We start from the raw sequence: 18,821 nt of genomic DNA, 5'->3' as shown, positions 1-18,821 counted from the left end.
AAATTCAATCCAAGATTGCAACAGAATCATTCTATTTCTATACAGGAAGAGGAGTTCAAGCCTGCTGTATTGCTTTTCAGCTTATGAGCGCAGGCTTGATAAGAACAGCAATTTCTTTTATGTGAAATACTCTGATTTCTATGTGATCAATCGGTTGGTTATGCGAGCCACGCGTTCTCCCAGAGCTTTACCCAGTGCTATGCCCTGTTCGCTGAGCAGATCATCACTGTCCACCGGACAAGTCACTCCAACACCATAATAGGAGCCATATAATGCGTTATCTGCAAAGTTGCCAGGTAGCCCGGTAATAATCATGCCCTGATGGAGCATCGGTGTCAGCAAATGAATCAACGTTGACTCCAGTCCACCATGCTCGGTCGCGATGGTACAGAACACCGCACCAACTTTGTCGACAAGCTTGCCCTCTGCCCAGAGGTAGCCCAGCTTGTCGATCCACTTTTTCAACCCGGAGCTGATGGAGCCAAAATGTCCGGGGCAGCCCCAGATAATGGCGTCCATTTCCACCAGCTTGTAGATGTCGGCTTCTTCTGTGGAATGCAAATGAACGGTTGCACCATGCACACTGGCTGCGCCAGCAGCAATCGATTCGGCAAGCGCTCGTGTATGCCCGCCTTCACTATCGAAAACAATATAAATGTTCATTGCTTGATTCCTCCTTGTGTGGTTATCTGTTCATGCTATAAGGTAGCTTGTCACATGAAACCGCAAAATAAGCATGAACTTTACAGACAAGTAAAGGGTTCTGGGAAACAAGCGCATTTTTCACAAACAAAATAGTACAAATATGTTACAATATAAGGTAGGTTATGATCAAAGGTAGGAGGAACGTTTATGAGCCCGGATACGGAGCGAAACTCTCAATTGGCAAATGTGGATCAATTGTTGGAGGCCTTCTTCAGATATAAAAATAAAGTATTGGATCAGCAGCAAAAGAATGAAACAAACTGCAAATTGAACCCGACGAAAAGTCATATATTGGGCATGATTTTACGTGAAGAACGCTGCATGGCTGTAGATGTGGCCAGACAACTTAGTCTATCTTCAGGAGCAACCACCATTGTACTGAATCAACTGGAGAGCGAAGGTCTGATTCAGCGGGTACGCAGTGAAGAGGACCGAAGAATTGTATGGTTATCCTTAACGGAAGATGGGCAACAGCTTGCAAAAACGTTAATTAATAATCGCGGTCGAATGACATGGGAACTTTTGCAGGCGCTTACGGAAGAGGAACAACTGCAGATGTTTGGCATGCTGAAGAAAATTGAGCTAAAACTGTTAGAGAAAATGAAAACGTTGGAACAAACGCATCGCTAAATATTTGGGATGTAAAAAGCCAGCCTTCAAGAATGAGCCCGTTTTGGGACTTGAATCTTGAAGGCTGGCTTTTAATTTTTCCAGTCAGAGATGGAAGCGTTGAATGTGATCGGTCAGACCTTCCTGGATCAGGATTTCCTTCTGTTTTTTACCGAGCAGGTCAAAATGGGGAAAAGGCTGACGCCGATGGATATAACGTGGGTCGAGTTCATGCTCTCTACACCAATCCTCAAGCCGTTTCAGATCCGAACAGCCTACTTTGGTCACACTGGTAATGCCCGGAAAACGGTTGTCGATCCAGAAATGAGTGAGATAGGCAAGGTCGCCACGAGATACACGTTCTTTCCACTCGGCCAGTTCCTGTCGTTTAATTCCAAATGCCATAGACACCAAGTTCCTTTCCAACGGGTATTGTCCTGAGCATATTGTAACATCTTATAAACAGAACCAATCAGAAATCTGCAATCGGACTGTTATCCATTCGCATTAGACGGGGATCGAATATGACAACATTTTTATAATAAACTTTGGTTTATGCTAAAATAAGGCTATACAAAATGGTTTTCACCACTTCATTTTTCGGAAAGGGATTGTCATCATGGAACTATTTATCGCCGTGCTTGTTTTGCTGGTACTGATCGGTTTATCGAATATTTTGAACCGGTTTGTACCCTTTATCCCCGTTCCGTTGATTCAGATTGTTCTCGGTGTAGCCATTGCACTATTACCTGCGGGTGTGCATCTGCCACTGAATCCGGAATTGTTTTTCGTGCTCTTTATCGCTCCGTTGCTGTACAACGACGGGAAGCGAACACCGAGGCACGAGCTGTGGAATCTAAGAGCGCCCATCCTTTTGCTGGCCCTGGGCCTTGTATTTGTTACGGTTGTCGTGGCAGGATATGCCATTCACTGGCTCATTCCAACCATTCCTCTTCCTGCGGCTTTTGCACTCGCAGCAATTCTGTCCCCGACAGACGCTGTGGCAGTAGGCGCTATGGCAGGTCGTGTGCATTTACCCAAGAGCATACATAGGCTTCTTGAGGGAGAAGCATTGATGAATGATGCATCCGGTCTGGTTGCATTCAAATTTGCGATTGCCGCCACGGTTACAGGGGTGTTTTCCCTGGCTCAGGCGTCATTTAGTTTTATACTTATCGCGATTGGCGGGTTACTGATTGGTGCCTTGTTATCGTTCTTGTTGATCCGACTCGGTGTCTGGATTCGGCGTCTGGGGATGGAAGATGTCACCATTCATATGTTATTGCAAATTCTTACGCCCTTCGTCATCTATCTGGTAAGTGAAGAGGTGGGTGTTTCGGGCATTCTTGCGGTCGTCGCAGGCGGGATCATTCATGCAATTGAGCGAGACCGGACCGAGTCCGTACAACTGAAGATGCAGGTGGTATCTGCCAGTACCTGGTCAGTTATTTTATTTATTTTGAACGGGTTGGTCTTTGTCATTTTGGGGGTACAGATCCCGGATGTACTGAGTACCATCTTCGAGAATGTCTCGTTTGATAACCTCCAAGTACTCGGCTATGTGGGCCTTATTTCAGTGCTATTGTTGGTGCTTCGTTTTGTCTGGATCTATCTGTTCTGGAAAGGTAATGAAAATTCCGGTGAGGCGTTGTCTAGCGGGAAGCCTCGGCTGAAAGAAATTACGATTATTACTCTTTCGGGTGTGAGAGGCGCTGTAACACTGGCGGGGGCCTTCTCCATCCCGTATGTTCTCCAAGACGGGTCTCCTTTTCCGGAAAGGGATCTGATCATATTTCTGGCGGCAGGTGTGATTCTGTTCACTCTGATTGCTGCAAGTGTGTTCCTTCCTATTCTTGCGAAGAACGAAGAAAAAGCCGAAGAAGGTACACCGCAAACGACGGAACGAAAAGCACAGGATATTATGCTGAATGCTGCCATTCGTGCAGTGAAGTCGGAAATGAACGACCAGAACAAAGCTGCTGCGCTTGCTGTTGTTTCCGATCTGTCAAAATATATCAGGCAGGCGGCTGGCGAGCTTACTGCCGGTAAGCGCAAGGACATTTTGAAACAGGAAACAGCAATAAATCTCATCGCTACGCGGGCTGAACGTAAAGAGATTGAGAAGATGATGGATGAAAATGTAATTGCTTCGGAAGCCGCGTTTAGATGTAACAGCTGGTTGGATCGGAAGGAAATGATGCTTGCGAACCGTACGAATACTCAGATGATGTTCTCGCTCAGTGAAATTGGTCGCGTGTTTGGTCATGTGTTTATGAATCGTTCAAAAAAGCCGGATCAGCCATTTATGATTGAGAATGCGGATCTGTTCCGTCAAGTGAAGATGCGTACCTCTGAAGCGGCGATCAAGGCGATTCGTGCAAACATGAACGATAGTAACCGGATTGTGGCTCTGTCGGTCATCTCTAGATATGAGCGGGTTATTGCCAAATTACGCACCTGGAACCAGGGCAAAACGGAAGATCCATTTGATCAGGAAAAGCTGGAATTGCAAATGGTGGCCATGCAGGAGCAGCGCAATACCATACAGCAGCTATACGAAAATGGTGAAATTAATCGCGATGTGGCTGCAAAACTCCGTCGATTCATTAATGACGTGGAAGCCACTGCGCTGAAAAACACCTAATCCGATAAACCCGATATTTTAAATATGCTTAATCCTTTGATATAATATATGTGAGTTACTAACGCTCAGAAAAGGAGATGGATGAGACATGGCAGAACAACGTACTCGCTTGGGCAAAACCGATCTGATTGTTAACCCGATTGGATTGGGGGCAAATGCAGTAGGAGGACATAACATCTATCCGAATATGCTGAATGATGAAACAGGCAAGGATGTTGTTCGTACGGCTTTGAAACAGGGCATTAACTTTTTGGATACTGCTTTCATCTATGGACCTGAGCATTCAGAACGGTTAATTGGTGAAGTGCTGAAAGAAACGGGTCAGCGCCAAGATACCATCATTGCAACGAAAGCTGCACATAAATTCGTGGATGGCAAGGTAGTTTTTGATAACTCACCTGCTTTCCTCAAAACCTCGGTTGATGAGGCATTGAAACGTCTGCAGACAGACTACATCGACTTGTTTTATATTCACTTCCCGGATGAACATACACCGAAGGATGAGGCTGTAGGGGCGCTGAAACGTTTGAAGGACGAAGGTAAAATCCGTGCCATCGGAGTCTCTAACTTCTCCATTGACCAGTTGCGTGAGGCGAATCAGGATGGAGCTGTGGATGTACTGCAGTCTGAATATAATTTGTTCAAAAGAGAAGCGGAGAAAGATTTGCTGCCTTATACGGCAGAGCATGACATTTCTTTTGTACCTTACTTCCCTCTGGCAGCAGGGCTGCTGGGTGGCAAATATAATCGGGATACAACCTTCCAGGATGGGCGGGCGAAGAACCCGTTATTCACAGGGGAAGCCTTTATTCAGAATCTGGACAAGGTGGAACAACTACGCAGCATTGCACAGTCCAAGGACACTGAGGTCGCACATCTCGTTCTGGCCTGGTATCTGACTCAGCCGTCCATTGATGCGCTCATTCCTGGTGCCAAGAAACCGGAGCAGGTCATCAACAATCTGAAAACACTGGATGTTGAGCTCACAGCTGAGGAAATTGCAGTCATTGATCAAATATTTCGTTAAATAGTTCTGGTGAATCGGGAAATGCTAACAGGGAGTTTACGTTTGAAGATAAAGAGAGGACATAAACATGAACCTGAAGGCAGCCCGATGCATCGGATTGTGTGCGCTTGTTTTTTTGCTTGGAAGTAGCTCTGCCTACGCCAAACCTGTGCAGAAGAATCGACAGTATTATGAGGAACGGGGAGAGATTGTGTGGGAGGTTCCCACACATGATAAACTCATCGCACTTACCTTTGATGATGGGCCCGATCCGGTCCAGACCCCGCAGATTCTGGCTTTACTCGAGCAGTATCAGGCCAAAGGCACTTTTTTTGTGCTTGGCAAATGGGCGGAAAAATTTCCTGATCTGATAAAGCAGGAGCAACGGGAAGGACATGAAATCGCCAATCATACGTATGCACATACGTACGCGGTCAGGTCAACAAGGGCGGATAAGTACAGCCACGAAATGAACATAGCGGAGAAATCCATTGTTGGAGCAGGGGCGCAGCGTCCCACGTTGTTTAGACCCCCGGGAGGCTATTACAATGACATGGTCATTCAGGTCGCCAAGCAGCAAGGCTATACGATTGTGCTATGGTCCTGGCATCAGGACACACGTGATTGGGCTTCACCAGGTGTATCCGCCATTGTGAACAAAGTGCTGAAGAACGCACGTAACGGGGATATTGTTCTGTTTCATGACAAGGTGGAGGGCAAATCCCAGACGGTTGCTGCGTTAAAAACGATTCTGCCCAAGTTGCAGGAACAAGGTTATCGTTTTGTAACTGTATCGGAACTGCTTGCCGTTAAGGCGAGAGAGGCTGCAAAGGATGACAATCCATCCTTACCACAGCATCCATAGTACAAGCCAAAAACCGCACGTCTCTAGATTGAAGAGACGTGCGGTTTTTTATTATTTCGTTTTATTTAAAAAAGGTAAGTATAGGTTGCCCAAGGCCATTTTAGCGTTCAGGCTTGACTTTACGAGGACGGGAGCGAGCTCGCCGCAGGAATAATGAGAGAAACAGACCAATGATTGAAATCCAGGTCGCTACAATGAAAGCATCATTAATGCCTTCAATCGTTGATGTCTGAACAGCGATACCATAGAGCTGCTGTAATGCAAGGCTTGAACCTTGTTCAGGCGGCATTCCAGCCGCAGTAGCCATCTGCGTGCCGAGTATACCCACTTGTTCTGTCAGTGCGACATTGGTTGTGGTCACGGTGTTGCTGTAATCCGCCAAATGAATACCTGCACGTGTTGCCATCACGGTGATGAGCAGGGCGGTCCCGATCGAACCAGCGACCTGTCTGACCGTATTGGACATGGCAGTACCATGACTGGTGAGATGAGGCGGCAATTGATTTAGCCCCTCTGTCTGTACAGACATCATCAGCATGGACATGCCGAAGCTACGAAACGTGTATAGCATCATGATGTGACCATAGGGCGTCTCCCCCGTCAATTTGCTAAACTCAAAGGTTGAGATGGCGGTAATGATCAAACCGACAATGGCAAGCGGGCGAGAGCCGATCCGGTCAAACAGCGCTCCTGAGATGGGAGACATAACGCCCATTAGCAATGCACCAGGCAGCAGCAACAACCCGGATTGCAGGGGAGAGAATCCCCTTATATTTTGCAGATAGATCGGTAACAGCAGCATTCCGCCAAAGAGTGCCATGTTAATCGTTGCACTGACCAGCGTTGAGATGGTGAAAATATCGTATTTGAATACACGAAATTCTAGCAGAGGGTTCTTCATGGCCGTTTCTCTGAGTACAAAGAAGACGATGAAGAGCACGCCGATAATCAGTGTCAACAGCACAGTTGCACTGGTCCAGCCTTTATCTCCGGCAGAGCTGAATCCATATAGCAGAAAGCCGAAACCGATGGTGGAGAATAAAGCGCCAAAACCATCAAATTTCGGCGAAGTAAGTTTGGACACATTTTTCAGCCAAATGAAGGCAAACAAAATATCAAGCAAGGCAAGCGGGATGACCATATAAAACAGAATCCGCCATGTATAATGTTCCACGATCCATCCAGATAACGTCGGGCCAATGGCTGGAGCAAACATCATGGCAATGCCCATCGTGCCCATGGCAGTTCCCCGTTTCTCAGGAGGGAAAACAGTCAGAAACACGTTCATAACCAAAGGCATAATAATACCAGCCCCACTGGCTTGTACGATACGACCGATGAGCATCACCGTAAATCCAGGACTGATGGCACAGATCAACGAACCTAACGTAAACAACAGCATCGCAGTCACGAATAATTTGCGGGTTCCGAACGATTCAATCAAGTAGGCGGTAATCGGAATGAGTACCCCGTTCACCAGCAAATAGGCTGTGGACAGCCACTGCACGGTCGTTGCTGATACGTTAAAGTCATTCATCAGATGGGGGATGGCTACATTGAGCAAAGTCTGGTTCAGAATGGCGATAAAGGCGCCGAGCAGCAGGACAGCGATGGTTTTCCCAAGAGGTACTTGATTATCCATCAGCAGCCTTAGATATGAACGCGCACGGTAGCGCTCATGCCGGGAACCACACCCAGTCCTTTATATCCTTCGATCGTAATGATGATCGGGATGACTTGTGTTACTTTAGTGTAATTCGCATTGGTATTGGACGACGGTAGCAGCGAAAAGGAGGACGCAGTGGCAAGTCCGATCTGGTCTACTTTGCCTGTCAATGTCGTATCCGGAAAAGCATCGACATATACATCGACGATCTGACCCGCTTTAATTTTATCAATCGCGGTCTCGTCCACATTGGCCGTCACGTACAGGTTATTGAAATCATAGGCCCGTGCGAGGGGTGTACCCGCAGATACTAGTGAATTTTCGACGGCGGTCTGTTGTACAATGGTACCATCAACAGGCATTGTCACGGATGTTGATTTTCCCGCAGCGGTGACAGTGGCAACGGTATCACCTGCGTTAAATGTTGTACCTACCTTACCTTTCCAGGATCGAAGCTCACCGCCTACTGCGGAAGCCACGGAGATTGGCTGCCCGGTAACAAGCGCGTTATCGGTTTTAACGTAGCTGGTGGATTGGTTGTAATAGTAGATCCCGGCGGCCCCGGCTCCCAAAATCACCAGTATAACAATGATATTGATCAAAATGGCACGTGAATTCATGCTGATCATTCCCTCCTCAATTCGGTTTTCTGTAAACATTCTCTTCGCTAGGTGTTGAAAGTCTTCTACTGACAATCCTGTTTGGAGCATTCCCGCTACTTTGTCGCTCTATACGAAACAAGATGAAATATTATTCGCAGAATAGGGCACCAATATATTGATTAAGGCTGCCTACAGGCGGATGATAAGGAGGATGCTCATATGTTGATCATTTTGGCGGTAATCGTTGTTATCGGGGTTGTGTTTCTGATGATTTATAACTCCAGATCGTCCCGCAAGGCTGCAGAAGCACGAGCTTCCAAAATAGCAGAAGTGGATGAAGGGCCTGTCCTACTACATGAAGAAGACCAAGCCCGGAAGGAAGACCGAATTTACGCAGAGGCAGAGCATGCAGAGGTTTTGGAACATGCGGATCATAGGCAAACGGAGATTCACCAGATGGATTCTACATCGGAAGTGCCCCCTTCACCACAGAAAAGAGAGACGCAGACTACAGATGGTGATCAAGCTTATCGCCAAGCATTGCTTCATTTCCGTAAACCTGCCGAAGTGGAAGACGAAACGGTGCTGACGGAGACAAAAGAACCTGAACAGAGTGCAGATGAAGTCTATCGATCAGCTCTGAAAGTGATGAAAAGCAAATCTTCTGATCCCTCTCCAAAGCGAAAATAACAGTTCAGTTATGTTTTTGAACATGGGACATGGCTTTCGTTTTCAATTCAAAACGTCTACAATAGATGAAGCTTTGTAAATTATGGCTACATGACATGGAATACGTTGAAGAGGAGAGAGAAAACCATGAATGGACAACAACGAGTAAATATCAAACCGGGTCTTGAAGTGGATATCGTGCTCAAGCAAGATCAGCCGACAGGCAAACTGACACGCGGTATCGTGAAGGATTTGTTGACCAAATCGCCCACACACCCGCATGGGATCAAAGTACGTTTGACCAGTGGACAGGTGGGACGAGTGAAACAAGTCGTTACAGGAGCGTCGGAATGAGCCGCTTCCCGAGGTTGTGACATGATTACAACTACGGATGTAATGGTACATCTGGCCTCGGGTAACGAGCGTCAGCAGGATGCGTATAAGGTGTTGCAATCCAGTGGATTGTTCAGCATATTGGCTGCTTACCAGCCTTATCCGGCTGGAACAGTGCCAATTGATATTGATATTCCCGGAAGTGATCTTGATCTATTATGTGAGGCAGCGGATCTGGAGGCGTTCGAAACCTTGGTGTACCAACAACTAAGCGGAATGCAGGGTTTTCGATGCGACCGGGGGGATGGCCGTGCTGGCCAGCGTCCTTATGTGACCTGTAGTATGGAAATTGGAAACTGGCCTATAGAGATTTTCGCTCAATCCCTATCTGTACGCAAGCAGAATGCTTATATTCACATGTTGGTAGAGTGGGAATTATTGCAACTCTGGGGTGCAGCAGGACATCGGGAGATTCGCAAATTGAAGCTGGAAGGCTGGAAGACGGAGCCTGCATTCGCTGCGGTCCTGGGACTTCAGGGAGACCCTTATGAGGAGATGCTTCATCTGGCCTCAATGAGCAAGGATGAGCTTTGGCAATGGGCACGCTTGCGTACGTCTTTTCAGTTCGAATAGCACGGTTAAGCAATTAGATTAGAAAGATAGCCACAATAGTAGTAACGGTTAACCCCAACAGTACAGGTTTCAGATTGCGGCGTGCCAGTTCAAATGGACTGACTCCGCAAATGGCCGCAGCTGGAATTAAGGCCCATGGAATTAAGGTCCCACCGCCTACCCATATGGCGGCGACCTGACCCAGTGCCGTCAATATAGGTGCGGAATCTGCCGATCCTGCAAACATGGACGCAATGGAGCCGACCAGGGATATTCCAGAGAACCCCGAACCATCCATTCCCGTGACTGCTCCGGTCACAGTCATCGTTATAGCACCTACCGTATTATTCAATGGCACTAGCCCTGCAAGAGCAACCCCCAAATCATTCACAATACCGTGTGATCCAGCAGGAAGCGGGTTGTTGAACAGTTCTGTGATCGCAGCATCCCCAAGATAAAAGAAAGCGGCAATCGGGATGACAGGACCAAACACCTTGAATCCGAATTGAAATCCTTCAATTAAATAGTTTGTTGTTTCTTCCGGACCTGTATGACGATGCGCGGCAAGTGATACGGCAATCAGAATGAGCACGGCCGTTCCACCAATTAGTGCTGTGGCATCACCGCCTTGTAATTTAAGTAAAAACATCAGAATGACGTCGACTAAGAATAACAATGGGATGATCAGAGCGAATGCCTTTTGCAAACGTGGGGGAATTGCTTGACGTTGAACGGCTGGCTCCTCGGAAATCGGCGCAGAGTCTGACGAAGGTGGATGAACGGTTACTGCTTCACCAGAGATCGGATCACTGAGTTTAACGTGGGAACCTGACTTCATCTCCTTGCGCAGCATCCAGAATGCCGTTACGGTAGACACCGTCCCCATCACTATGACAAGTGGGACACTTGCAGTCATAACAGCGGTAACGGGAAGGCCAGCTGCATCAGCTGTCAGTTTGGGTGCCCCTTGGATAATGTAATCCCCTGATAAGGCAATGCCGTGACCGAACAGATTCATGGCAATGGCAGCGCCAATGGGAGGAAGTCCGACTCGTACGGCTACCGGAAGAAGTACAGCCCCAACCAGGGCAACGGCAGGAGAGGGCCAGAAAAACAATGATACAATCATCATAATGAATCCAATTCCCCAATAGGCGACCTGTGGAGAACGGATGAACCGGGTGAGTGGTGTCACCATGACTTCATTGATCCCTGTCCGAATTAACACCCGGCTCATTGCAACAATGATCGAGATGATAAAAATGGTGCTGAGCAGCTCCTTGGCTGCGTAGATAAAACTGTTGAAGATTCCTGAAACCGATCCGCTTAATGTTTCAGTTGCCAGGAGTCCAATGGTCATGATACCTGCGACACAAATGATGGTTGTGTCTCTACGCCGTACCATGACAGCGATAATCAAGACGATAAATGCCAGATATACATAATGCAATGGGACGAGTTGAATATTCATCGGACATGCCTCCTTACATCCTTGGTGTCAATCCAAGGAGTGATATATCGTATGCATGTCATCACCGGGCGTTCGTGGAGGATGGAGAAGGATTTTTTTTACAGATGGAGAACTAATTAGAGCATGGGCCCTCGAACACGTACTAAAGCCAAGAAGTGCAAGTCACCAGAGTTGACAGTGACAGGTCACGGAACCACATAGACAGATGCAAGCAAGTATGACTACAATAAACATGCCATTATAAGGAATAAGATGGAAGAAAAGCAGAGGTACAGCATCAGAACACGGAAAAAATCGCTTGATATTGATAGCGGTTACAACGATGTGCAACAGAACTGAAATTCAGATTACACAAAAGGGCGGGAATTCATGAACTTCATCCGTTCACTGCGCTTTAAGTTTATCGTGGGTCTGACATTGATCATGCTGCCACTATTCATGCTGTTATATTACAACAACGTATACGCCATGAAAGTTGTACGTGATCAAGTGTCTCTCACCAATATGAATCATCTTGCAAAAAGTGTGGAGCAGAACGAGCGTGTGCTGCAGGAGACCAATCGTTATTTATACAGTCTGGGCGAGCGAGACCCGGACATTATCTCCCTGTTTTTTCTCAAATACGGCAGCGGCGATTATATTATTGCCAAACAGCGTATTATGAACAAATTCATGACCGATATCGGATTTTATAATCTGATCGATTCATTTTTTCTGTACGATGCTGTGAATGACGATCTGTTACTCGCTACTTCAGGCAATTATGATGTCAAAATGTCGATTGTGCAGGAGAGCATGCCGGTTCAGATGCAGCAGCTGGAGGGGGAAATCCAGAAGCCAGAGTGGAGCATCGTTCAGGGAGGCACATGGAATGCCTTGGTCAAAACGGTGCGGATCAACGCCCAGTTCTATGCGGGGGCTCTTGTGGACATGAATGCACTGAATCACCCCGAACAATTTACGGAGTCCGGTGACCGGGGAGGCGCAGTCATCGTGGGAGCAGATGGCGGGGCACTGTCCGATTCAGCCCTGAACCCGGCACAAATCAAATTGGCCGCAGCCCATATCACGGGATTAAATAATCCCTACCAGGTGATCTCTGAAGTAACGTCCACAGGCAGTGCACGTCAGTATCTGATGCTTGGCATTGCCTCAGCCATGTCTGAGATGAATTATATCGTCCTGCTGCCCGAGGAGGACATGATGCGTAACCTGCCATTTTTTCAGCAGATCATTCGCCTGCTTCCAATTGGTGCAGCGGTCATTCTGATCACAGCTATGATTTTTCTCAGGCAGCTCCTATTCCGTCCGATGAATGTGCTCATACGTGGGATGAGGAGGGTTAGCCGAGGAGAACTTGATGTGAGGCTTGAGACGCCTGCTTCATCTGAACTGGAGTTTGTCACGCACAGCTTCAATCAGATGACAAGTGAGATCCAGCATTTGAAGATTGATGTGTATGAGGAGCAATTGCGCACGAGGGAAGCAGAGTTTAAACAATTGCAGATGCAGATCAATCCTCACTTTTACCTGAATTCATTGAATATCATTCATAGCTTGGCTTCGTTGCAAAAGCATGAGTTAGTGCAGCAGATGGCTGGTCATCTGGCAGATTATTTCAGGTTCAGCCTGCGTGCAGGCAAACGTGTCATTCGATTGGATGAAGAATTGGAACATATCAGTCATTATTTGGAGATCCAAAAGCTGCGGTTTCCCAACAAGCTGGATTTCGTACTGGATGTTGGACCGGATCTTGGGCAGTATGTGCTGCCGCCCTTAACGATTCAACCTTTTGTGGAGAATGCCATTATTCATGGCTTTCAGCGTCGTAAAGAACCTTTTGTTATTTGCATAACAGTACGGAAGTCGAAAACGTTATCTGATCCTGAAGCATCTTCGGTTCTTCAACTTTCGATTACAGACAACGGTGTTGGATTTGAGCAAGACATACTGGAGCGCCTGCAGCAAGGGCAATACGCCGAAGATCCGGGTGGACAGCACATTGGCATCTGGAACGTTATCCATCGGCTGCTTGTAAAGTACGGCGAACATGCCGGATTGCAGTTTAGCAATCAGACTGAAGGAGGGGCGGCAGTCCATATTCATATGCCTGCCCAGACGGAAGAAGAAGAAGGGAGAGCCTATGCGGAACCTGTTGATCGTGGATGATGAAGTATACGCCCTGCAAGCGATGGTGGAAGGGGTGGACTGGAGCCTGGCCGGAATTGACCAGGTATTCAGTGCTGGTGATGCGGAAGAAGCAAGAATGCTGATGAAAGCCCATCCCATTGATATTATGATCTGTGATATTGAGATGCCGGGTGAAACGGGACTGGATCTGCAGAGCTGGGTGTTAAAGCATGATCCCGGCATGCTGACGATTTTTCTTACAGGTCATGCCCTGTTCGATTATGCCCAAACGGCAATCAAGCTGAACAGCTTCGATTATGTACTGAAGCCTGCTCCCGCAGACCAGCTGCTCAAGGTTGTGAGCCAGGCAATGGACAAAATCAAGGATGACGAGCAGCGTTCCCGCACCAATGAAGTATATGAGACCGTGTATAAACGCTGGCAAACGCATAAACCCCTGTTGACCGAGCGTTTCTGGAAAGACGCCATCTCACAGCGTGTAACCTTAACCCAGCAAAAGCTTCAGGAGCTGGCCGAGGTATATGGAGCCGAGATTGATCCGCAAGTGCGCGTGTTGCCGATTGTTATATCCGTCGAAGAATGGGTGCGAGACTTCGATCTGCGTGACGAGGAGGTGCTGGAATATGCGCTCCGCAATGCTGCCAAGGAAATGCTGCTTGGTGACAAACCTGGGGAAGTGTTTCAGGATCACAGTGGACTAAATATTGTGCTTGCATACGAACAGAACGGTATCATACCTACGGCGAGTGAAATGGCACAAGGATGTCAGAGTTATATTCAGGAGTGCGGTACCTACTTTTATTGCCGATTGTCCTGTTACGTCGGAGTCCCGGTAGCAGTTACAGATTTACAGGGGATGCTGAATGAGCTGATGGACATGGAGCGTCGCAATATCAACGAGCTTGAAGGGGTCTTTATCTATGACGAGGTGGGCCGAGATACGGAGGATCGTTTTCTGCCAATACCGTGGTTCTCCGAGCTGTCCATCCTGTTCGAAACGGGAAAGTTTGACGACCTGCGCGAGCGTGTGGACGAAATCTTTGAATTACTGGCTTCACAGGAGCGTTTGTCACCCGAAATTCTGCGCTTGTATTATCATGCAATGCTGCATGTAATCTACCCGTTGCTGCATCAGAAAAATGTATCCGTACGCAGTCTGTATCCCGGAGAACGGGAGCCGGAAGAAAACGTTGTGACACGTTCGCTGCCTCAACTGAAGCAGTGGACATCAGACCTGATTAGTCGTGCCATCCCGGTATTGTACCCGGACGATCACAGTCCAATGACGATTGTGGACCAGTTATGCATTTACATTGAAAATCATATTGGTGAAGAGCTGATGCGAGAAGAACTTGCATCCTTTGCCGGATTTAATCCAGCCTATCTATCCCGCCTGTTTCGTAAAGAAAAGGGCATGTCACTTTCCGAATTTATTCTCCAGCGCAGAGTAGCCAAAGCGAAGACATTATTGTCCCAGTCTACCGTGAAGGTGACGGATATCGCAGGCAAGGTCGGGTATTACAATTACTCTCATTTTACGAAAATGTTCAAAAAGTGCACGGGCATTACCCCACAGGAGTTTCGCAAACAGTCCCGAACGGTACAGATTTGACGCAGCATGCTGCGTCTTTTGTTTTTTTGTGCCCTAAAGTCATAATTTGATAAGTGAACAGGTCACCACAGCAGATAGTGGACCTGAACGCCCCGCCGTATACTTGAACCACAGGAGACACAGCGGTGTTTCATCCTGAGGATGAAATTCAAGAGGAGTGAGGGAGAACAAGTTATGAAGACACAACCCCAGGTGGGTAAGGCAGCACGTCTATCGGATGGAAGGGACATACCGGTTCGAAAACGAAAGTCTGTCCTGTACAATCTAGGTAAATTCAAGGTTTTGTATCTCATGTTTTTGCCAGGCATTCTATTTCTGCTGGTAAACAACTATATGCCGATGTTTGGCGTTCTGATTGCATTCAAAAATGTAAACTATGCCGACGGTATTTGGGGCAGTCCGTGGAGCGGCTGGGATAATTTTAAGTATTTATTCTCCACCAGCGATGCTTGGGAGATCACACGTAATACGCTCGCTTATAACACGGTATTTATTGCGCTGAATTTATTTGTAGGTGTAGGGCTTGCGATTTTGTTAAATGAAGTGAAAAACAAGGCGATGTCCAAATTGTATCAGTCACTCATGCTGCTTCCGTATTTTCTGTCGATGATTGTAGTCAGCTATCTGGTGCTCGCGTTTCTCGGCAAGGATTCGGGCTTCATGAACTCAACGATTCTTCAGCTCTTTGGCGGACAACCAATTGACTGGTATTCAGAGCCTAAGTATTGGCCGTACATTTTGCCGCTGGTGAATACATGGAAAAATATTGGTTATTATGCCGTCATTTATCTGGCAGCAGTGGTAGGTATCGATGAGGAATATTATGAAGCGGCCGTGCTGGATGGCGCGAGTAAGTGGCATCAGATTCGCTTCATTACCGTTCCGTTTCTCGTACCGCTAATCGTGATTATGACATTGCTGCAGATCGGTCGTATTTTCTACGCAGATTTCAGTCTGTTCTACCAGGTTCCGCTGGAATCGGGTGCATTGTTCCCGGTGACGAACGTTCTGGATACGTACGTGTACCGAACCTTCCTTATTGGCGGCGATATCGGGATGTCCTCGGCAGCCGGGCTGTATCAGGCTGTTGTCGGATTTGTACTTGTTCTCGTATCCAATACCATCGTTAGGAGAATGGACAAAGATAATGCATTATTTTGAGAGGAGGCAAGCCAGCTGTGAAATCACGTGATCCATTAGCCGTGTCGCGGCGTTCCGCGTCTATCATACATGCTATGTTTATATTCTATGCCATTGCCTGCATCGTGCCGATCCTGCTTGTCTTCGCAATCTCATTCTCGGACGAGACGACGGTCATTGCGAACGGGTATAAACTTATTCCGGAGAAGTTTAGCCTTACTGCCTATGAGTTTCTGTTCAAGGACATGGATCAGATCATCCATTCCTATGGTATTTCCATTATCGTAACCGTGATAGGTACAATAACGAGTGTAGCGCTGACGGCATTGTACGCGTACCCACTTTCCCGGAGGGATTTGCCGTATCGAGGATGGTTCGCCTTTTTCATCTTTTTCACCATGCTATTCAATGGCGGTCTGGTCCCGTGGTATCTCGTTTATGTGAACGTACTGGATTTGAAAAACTCGATTCTGGCACTGATCATGCCGCTACTGTTGTCACCATTCTTCGTGCTGGTCATGCGTACATTCTTCGCTAACTCCATTCCGGTATCGATTCTTGAATCGGCACGGATTGATGGAGCGGGTGAATTGAGAACGTTTACACGTATCGTGCTTCCGCTCTCCCTTCCAGTGATGGCGACCGTTGCACTGTTCAGTACATTGAATTACTGGAACGATTGGTATCTCAGCATGATTTTCATATCTGATAACCGGACGATCAGTCTTCAGTACCTTATGTACCGGACGCTGCTCGATATTCAATATTTAACATCCAACTCCAATGTCTCTTCACAGATTTCCTCGCAGGGCGGATTGCTGAATCTGCCAAATAAAACACTGCAAATGGCGATGGCTGTAGTCGGTATTGGTCCAATCGTACTGGCATATCCATTCTTCCAGCGGTATTTCATCAAAGGCCTAACCGTAGGCGCAGTGAAGGGGTAACTCCGGCCGGTTAGCGGAGAGGGCAACGGATAATTGAAGATGGACCTGAGAGGGCATATACAAAAAGCAGCGAGTACAGACACGCCGGAGGGCCGGCAAGCGAACGGACTTTTGCAGATTGGGGAACATTGCGAATTGGGGCAATCGGTTGCAGGGTCCAACATATGACGGGAGGGGTTCACTTGGTTAGAACGTTTAAGGTATGGCCGCGTTTCGCGGCAGCAGTTATGGCGCTGAGCCTGGTGCTGGCAGGTTGCTCATCAGACAAAGGCGGAACAACACCGGAAGCACAGGGTGGTGGTGCAGCGGAGAGTGGGGGCAAGCCCTATGAAGTGACGTTGTATTATCCAGGGACACCACAGAAAGATGTAGCTCTGGTCGAAGCCGAGATAAACAAAAAGATGGAGCCAAAGATCGGGGCAACTCTCAAGATCAATGCGATCGACTGGGGTCAGTGGGACAACAAGCTGAATCTTATGATCTCTTCCGGCGAAAAATCAGATATTATTTTCACAGCGGCTTGGCAGAATTATACGGTCAATGTAGCAAAAGGTGCGTTCTTGCCGCTCAATGATCTGCTTGACCAGTATGGGCAGGATATCAAGAAGAATCTCGATCCAGCCTTTCTGGAAGGTTCTCAGGTGGATGGCGTGAATTACGGCGTTCCTACCAACAAAGAGCTGGCAGCGACGCGTGGTGTACTGGTGCGCAAAGATCTGGCTGACAAATACAAGCTCGATCTGACCGCAGTGAAAACGTGGGCTGACCTGGAGCCACTGCTCAAAACGATCAAGGAAAACGAACCAGGCATCACTCCATTCTATATGTCCAATACCAATGGTAACGGTTTGCTGGAAAATCTGGACTGGGATTATCTCGGTGATGCATCCGTTCCAGGCGTCATCTCCAAAACAGCGGGTACAACGACGGTACTGAACGAAGTGGAGACCCCCGAATTTAAGGAAGCGGCTGAGCTTGCACGCAAGTGGTATCAGGCTGGATACATTAACAGTGATGCAGCGACTTCCAATGTGTTCCCAAAAGATCAGGCGAAGGCAGGTAAGGCTTTCCTGTGGACCGATGGCATGAAGCCGGGCAAGGATAAGGAAGAAGAAGGGTATGTCGGATATCCTCTGACCCAGATTGAGATGACCCAGCCTACGATTACAACCGGTGATGCTTCCGGTGCGATGCTGGCGATCTCCCGTTCCTCTGAGCAGCCAGAGAAGGCGATGCAAGTCATTAACCTGCTGCATTCCGACAAAGAAATTAACAACCTGCTCAACTTCGGTATTGAAGGCACACATTATGTGAAAAAAGACGGACAGGACAACATTATTACCCTTCCGGAAGGGGTAGATGCGAACAGTCGCACTTACAATCCGGGCGCACAATGGCAGCTGGGTAACCAGTTCCTGAACTATCTTTGGGATAATGAAGATCCGCAGAAATGGGAAAAGTTCAAGGAGTTTAATGCCAAAGGCGTTAAGTCACCTGCACTGGGCTTTACGTTCAATAGCCAATCCGTCAAAAACGAAATTGCTGCGGTCAACAACGTGAACAAACAGTTCAAACCGGGCATGACCTCGGGTGCAGTAGATCCGAACGAGATGATCCCGAAATATCTAGAGAAACTGAAAGCCGCAGGTATTGATAAAATCATTGCAGCCAAACAAGAACAGCTCGACGCATTCCTGTCCAAAAAGTAGACTTGAGTTGCAAAACCCAAGACGTCTTCGGTTAAAAACCGGAGCGTCTTTTTTTATTTGGATCACAAACCATAATAAGG

The 18,821-nt window shown here is 47.5% G+C and carries 17 protein-coding genes; 12 read left to right on the top strand and 5 right to left on the bottom strand.

Annotated features, from left to right (window positions below):
- Positions 1-138: 138 nt before the first annotated feature.
- The gene (locus tag HP548_RS10180; protein WP_053783691.1) at positions 139-663 is read right to left on the bottom strand and encodes an NAD(P)H-dependent oxidoreductase; all 525 of its coding nucleotides are present in this window, start codon (positions 661-663) and stop codon (positions 139-141) included.
- Between the two features lie 189 nt (positions 664-852).
- Between HP548_RS10180 and HP548_RS10175 the strand changes: the two genes are divergently transcribed.
- On the top strand, positions 853-1,335 hold the full coding sequence (locus HP548_RS10175) for a MarR family winged helix-turn-helix transcriptional regulator (RefSeq protein ID WP_076289407.1): 483 nt from the start codon (positions 853-855) through the stop codon (positions 1,333-1,335).
- A gap of 84 nt (positions 1,336-1,419) precedes the next feature.
- On the opposite strand, the gene HP548_RS10170 is transcribed toward HP548_RS10175, so the two are convergent.
- Positions 1,420-1,719, bottom strand: a complete 300-nt coding sequence (locus HP548_RS10170; RefSeq protein ID WP_163760233.1) for a hypothetical protein — start codon at positions 1,717-1,719, stop codon at positions 1,420-1,422.
- A gap of 214 nt (positions 1,720-1,933) precedes the next feature.
- On the opposite strand from HP548_RS10170, the gene HP548_RS10165 reads away from it, so the two are divergent.
- The 3 genes from HP548_RS10165 (at position 1,934) to HP548_RS10155 (ending at position 5,829) form a co-directional block, all read left to right on the top strand.
- Positions 1,934-3,958: a Na+/H+ antiporter gene (locus tag HP548_RS10165; RefSeq protein ID WP_076289409.1), complete on the top strand. Its 2,025-nt coding sequence runs from the start codon at positions 1,934-1,936 to the stop codon at positions 3,956-3,958.
- Between the two features lie 88 nt (positions 3,959-4,046).
- Positions 4,047-4,985 (top strand): aldo/keto reductase, encoded by a 939-nt coding sequence (locus tag HP548_RS10160; RefSeq protein ID WP_175381585.1) that lies wholly within the window; start codon positions 4,047-4,049, stop codon positions 4,983-4,985.
- 67 nt (positions 4,986-5,052) lie between these two features.
- Positions 5,053-5,829: a polysaccharide deacetylase family protein gene (locus HP548_RS10155; protein ID WP_175381584.1), complete on the top strand. Its 777-nt coding sequence runs from the start codon at positions 5,053-5,055 to the stop codon at positions 5,827-5,829.
- 100 nt (positions 5,830-5,929) lie between these two features.
- On the opposite strand, the gene HP548_RS10150 is transcribed toward HP548_RS10155, so the two are convergent.
- Both HP548_RS10150 and HP548_RS10145 read right to left on the bottom strand, forming a co-directional pair.
- Positions 5,930-7,471 carry a DHA2 family efflux MFS transporter permease subunit gene (locus tag HP548_RS10150; RefSeq protein ID WP_076289412.1) on the bottom strand — a complete coding sequence of 514 codons (1,542 nt, stop codon included), beginning with the start codon at positions 7,469-7,471 and terminating at the stop codon, positions 5,930-5,932.
- 8 nt (positions 7,472-7,479) lie between these two features.
- Complete coding sequence (locus HP548_RS10145; RefSeq protein WP_053783698.1) at positions 7,480-8,115, bottom strand: HlyD family efflux transporter periplasmic adaptor subunit; 636 nt, start codon at positions 8,113-8,115, stop codon at positions 7,480-7,482.
- Between the two features lie 201 nt (positions 8,116-8,316).
- On the opposite strand from HP548_RS10145, the gene HP548_RS10140 reads away from it, so the two are divergent.
- From HP548_RS10140 to HP548_RS10130, 3 genes are all read left to right on the top strand, one after another.
- Positions 8,317-8,787 carry a hypothetical protein gene (locus tag HP548_RS10140; RefSeq protein WP_175381583.1) on the top strand — a complete coding sequence of 157 codons (471 nt, stop codon included), beginning with the start codon at positions 8,317-8,319 and terminating at the stop codon, positions 8,785-8,787.
- A 126-nt stretch (positions 8,788-8,913) separates the two neighbouring features.
- Positions 8,914-9,120, top strand: coding sequence for a YwbE family protein (locus HP548_RS10135; RefSeq protein ID WP_063564738.1), 207 nt, complete (start codon positions 8,914-8,916; stop codon positions 9,118-9,120).
- Between the two features lie 21 nt (positions 9,121-9,141).
- A complete protein-coding gene (locus HP548_RS10130) occupies positions 9,142-9,732 on the top strand; it encodes a DUF4269 domain-containing protein (protein ID WP_175381582.1) in 591 nt (196 codons plus the stop codon).
- A gap of 13 nt (positions 9,733-9,745) precedes the next feature.
- Here HP548_RS10130 and HP548_RS10125 read toward each other — a convergent pair whose 3' ends face one another.
- Complete coding sequence (locus HP548_RS10125; protein WP_076289416.1) at positions 9,746-11,182, bottom strand: hypothetical protein; 1,437 nt, start codon at positions 11,180-11,182, stop codon at positions 9,746-9,748.
- Between the two features lie 369 nt (positions 11,183-11,551).
- Between HP548_RS10125 and HP548_RS10120 the strand changes: the two genes are divergently transcribed.
- From HP548_RS10120 to HP548_RS10100, 5 genes are all read left to right on the top strand, one after another.
- Complete coding sequence (locus tag HP548_RS10120) at positions 11,552-13,351, top strand: sensor histidine kinase (RefSeq protein WP_099853470.1); 1,800 nt, start codon at positions 11,552-11,554, stop codon at positions 13,349-13,351.
- Entirely contained in the window at positions 13,326-14,945 is a 1,620-nt protein-coding gene (locus tag HP548_RS10115) for a response regulator transcription factor (protein WP_175381581.1), read from the top strand. The genes HP548_RS10120 and HP548_RS10115 overlap by 26 nt, the downstream gene beginning before the upstream one ends.
- Before the next feature lie 174 nt (positions 14,946-15,119).
- Positions 15,120-16,106 (top strand): ABC transporter permease, encoded by a 987-nt coding sequence (locus HP548_RS10110; protein ID WP_099853465.1) that lies wholly within the window; start codon positions 15,120-15,122, stop codon positions 16,104-16,106.
- Between the two features lie 17 nt (positions 16,107-16,123).
- Positions 16,124-17,032, top strand: a complete 909-nt coding sequence (locus tag HP548_RS10105; protein ID WP_053783705.1) for a carbohydrate ABC transporter permease — start codon at positions 16,124-16,126, stop codon at positions 17,030-17,032.
- Positions 17,033-17,214: 182 nt separating this feature from the next.
- Positions 17,215-18,741: an ABC transporter substrate-binding protein gene (locus HP548_RS10100; RefSeq protein ID WP_076289419.1), complete on the top strand. Its 1,527-nt coding sequence runs from the start codon at positions 17,215-17,217 to the stop codon at positions 18,739-18,741.
- Positions 18,742-18,821 lie beyond the last annotated feature (80 nt).

Source organism: Paenibacillus taichungensis (assembly GCF_013359905.1).
GTDB lineage: Bacteria > Bacillota > Bacilli > Paenibacillales > Paenibacillaceae > Paenibacillus > Paenibacillus taichungensis.
The sequence above is the reverse complement of the archived record's forward strand: the minus strand, read 5'-3'. Positions and strand labels throughout refer to the sequence as shown.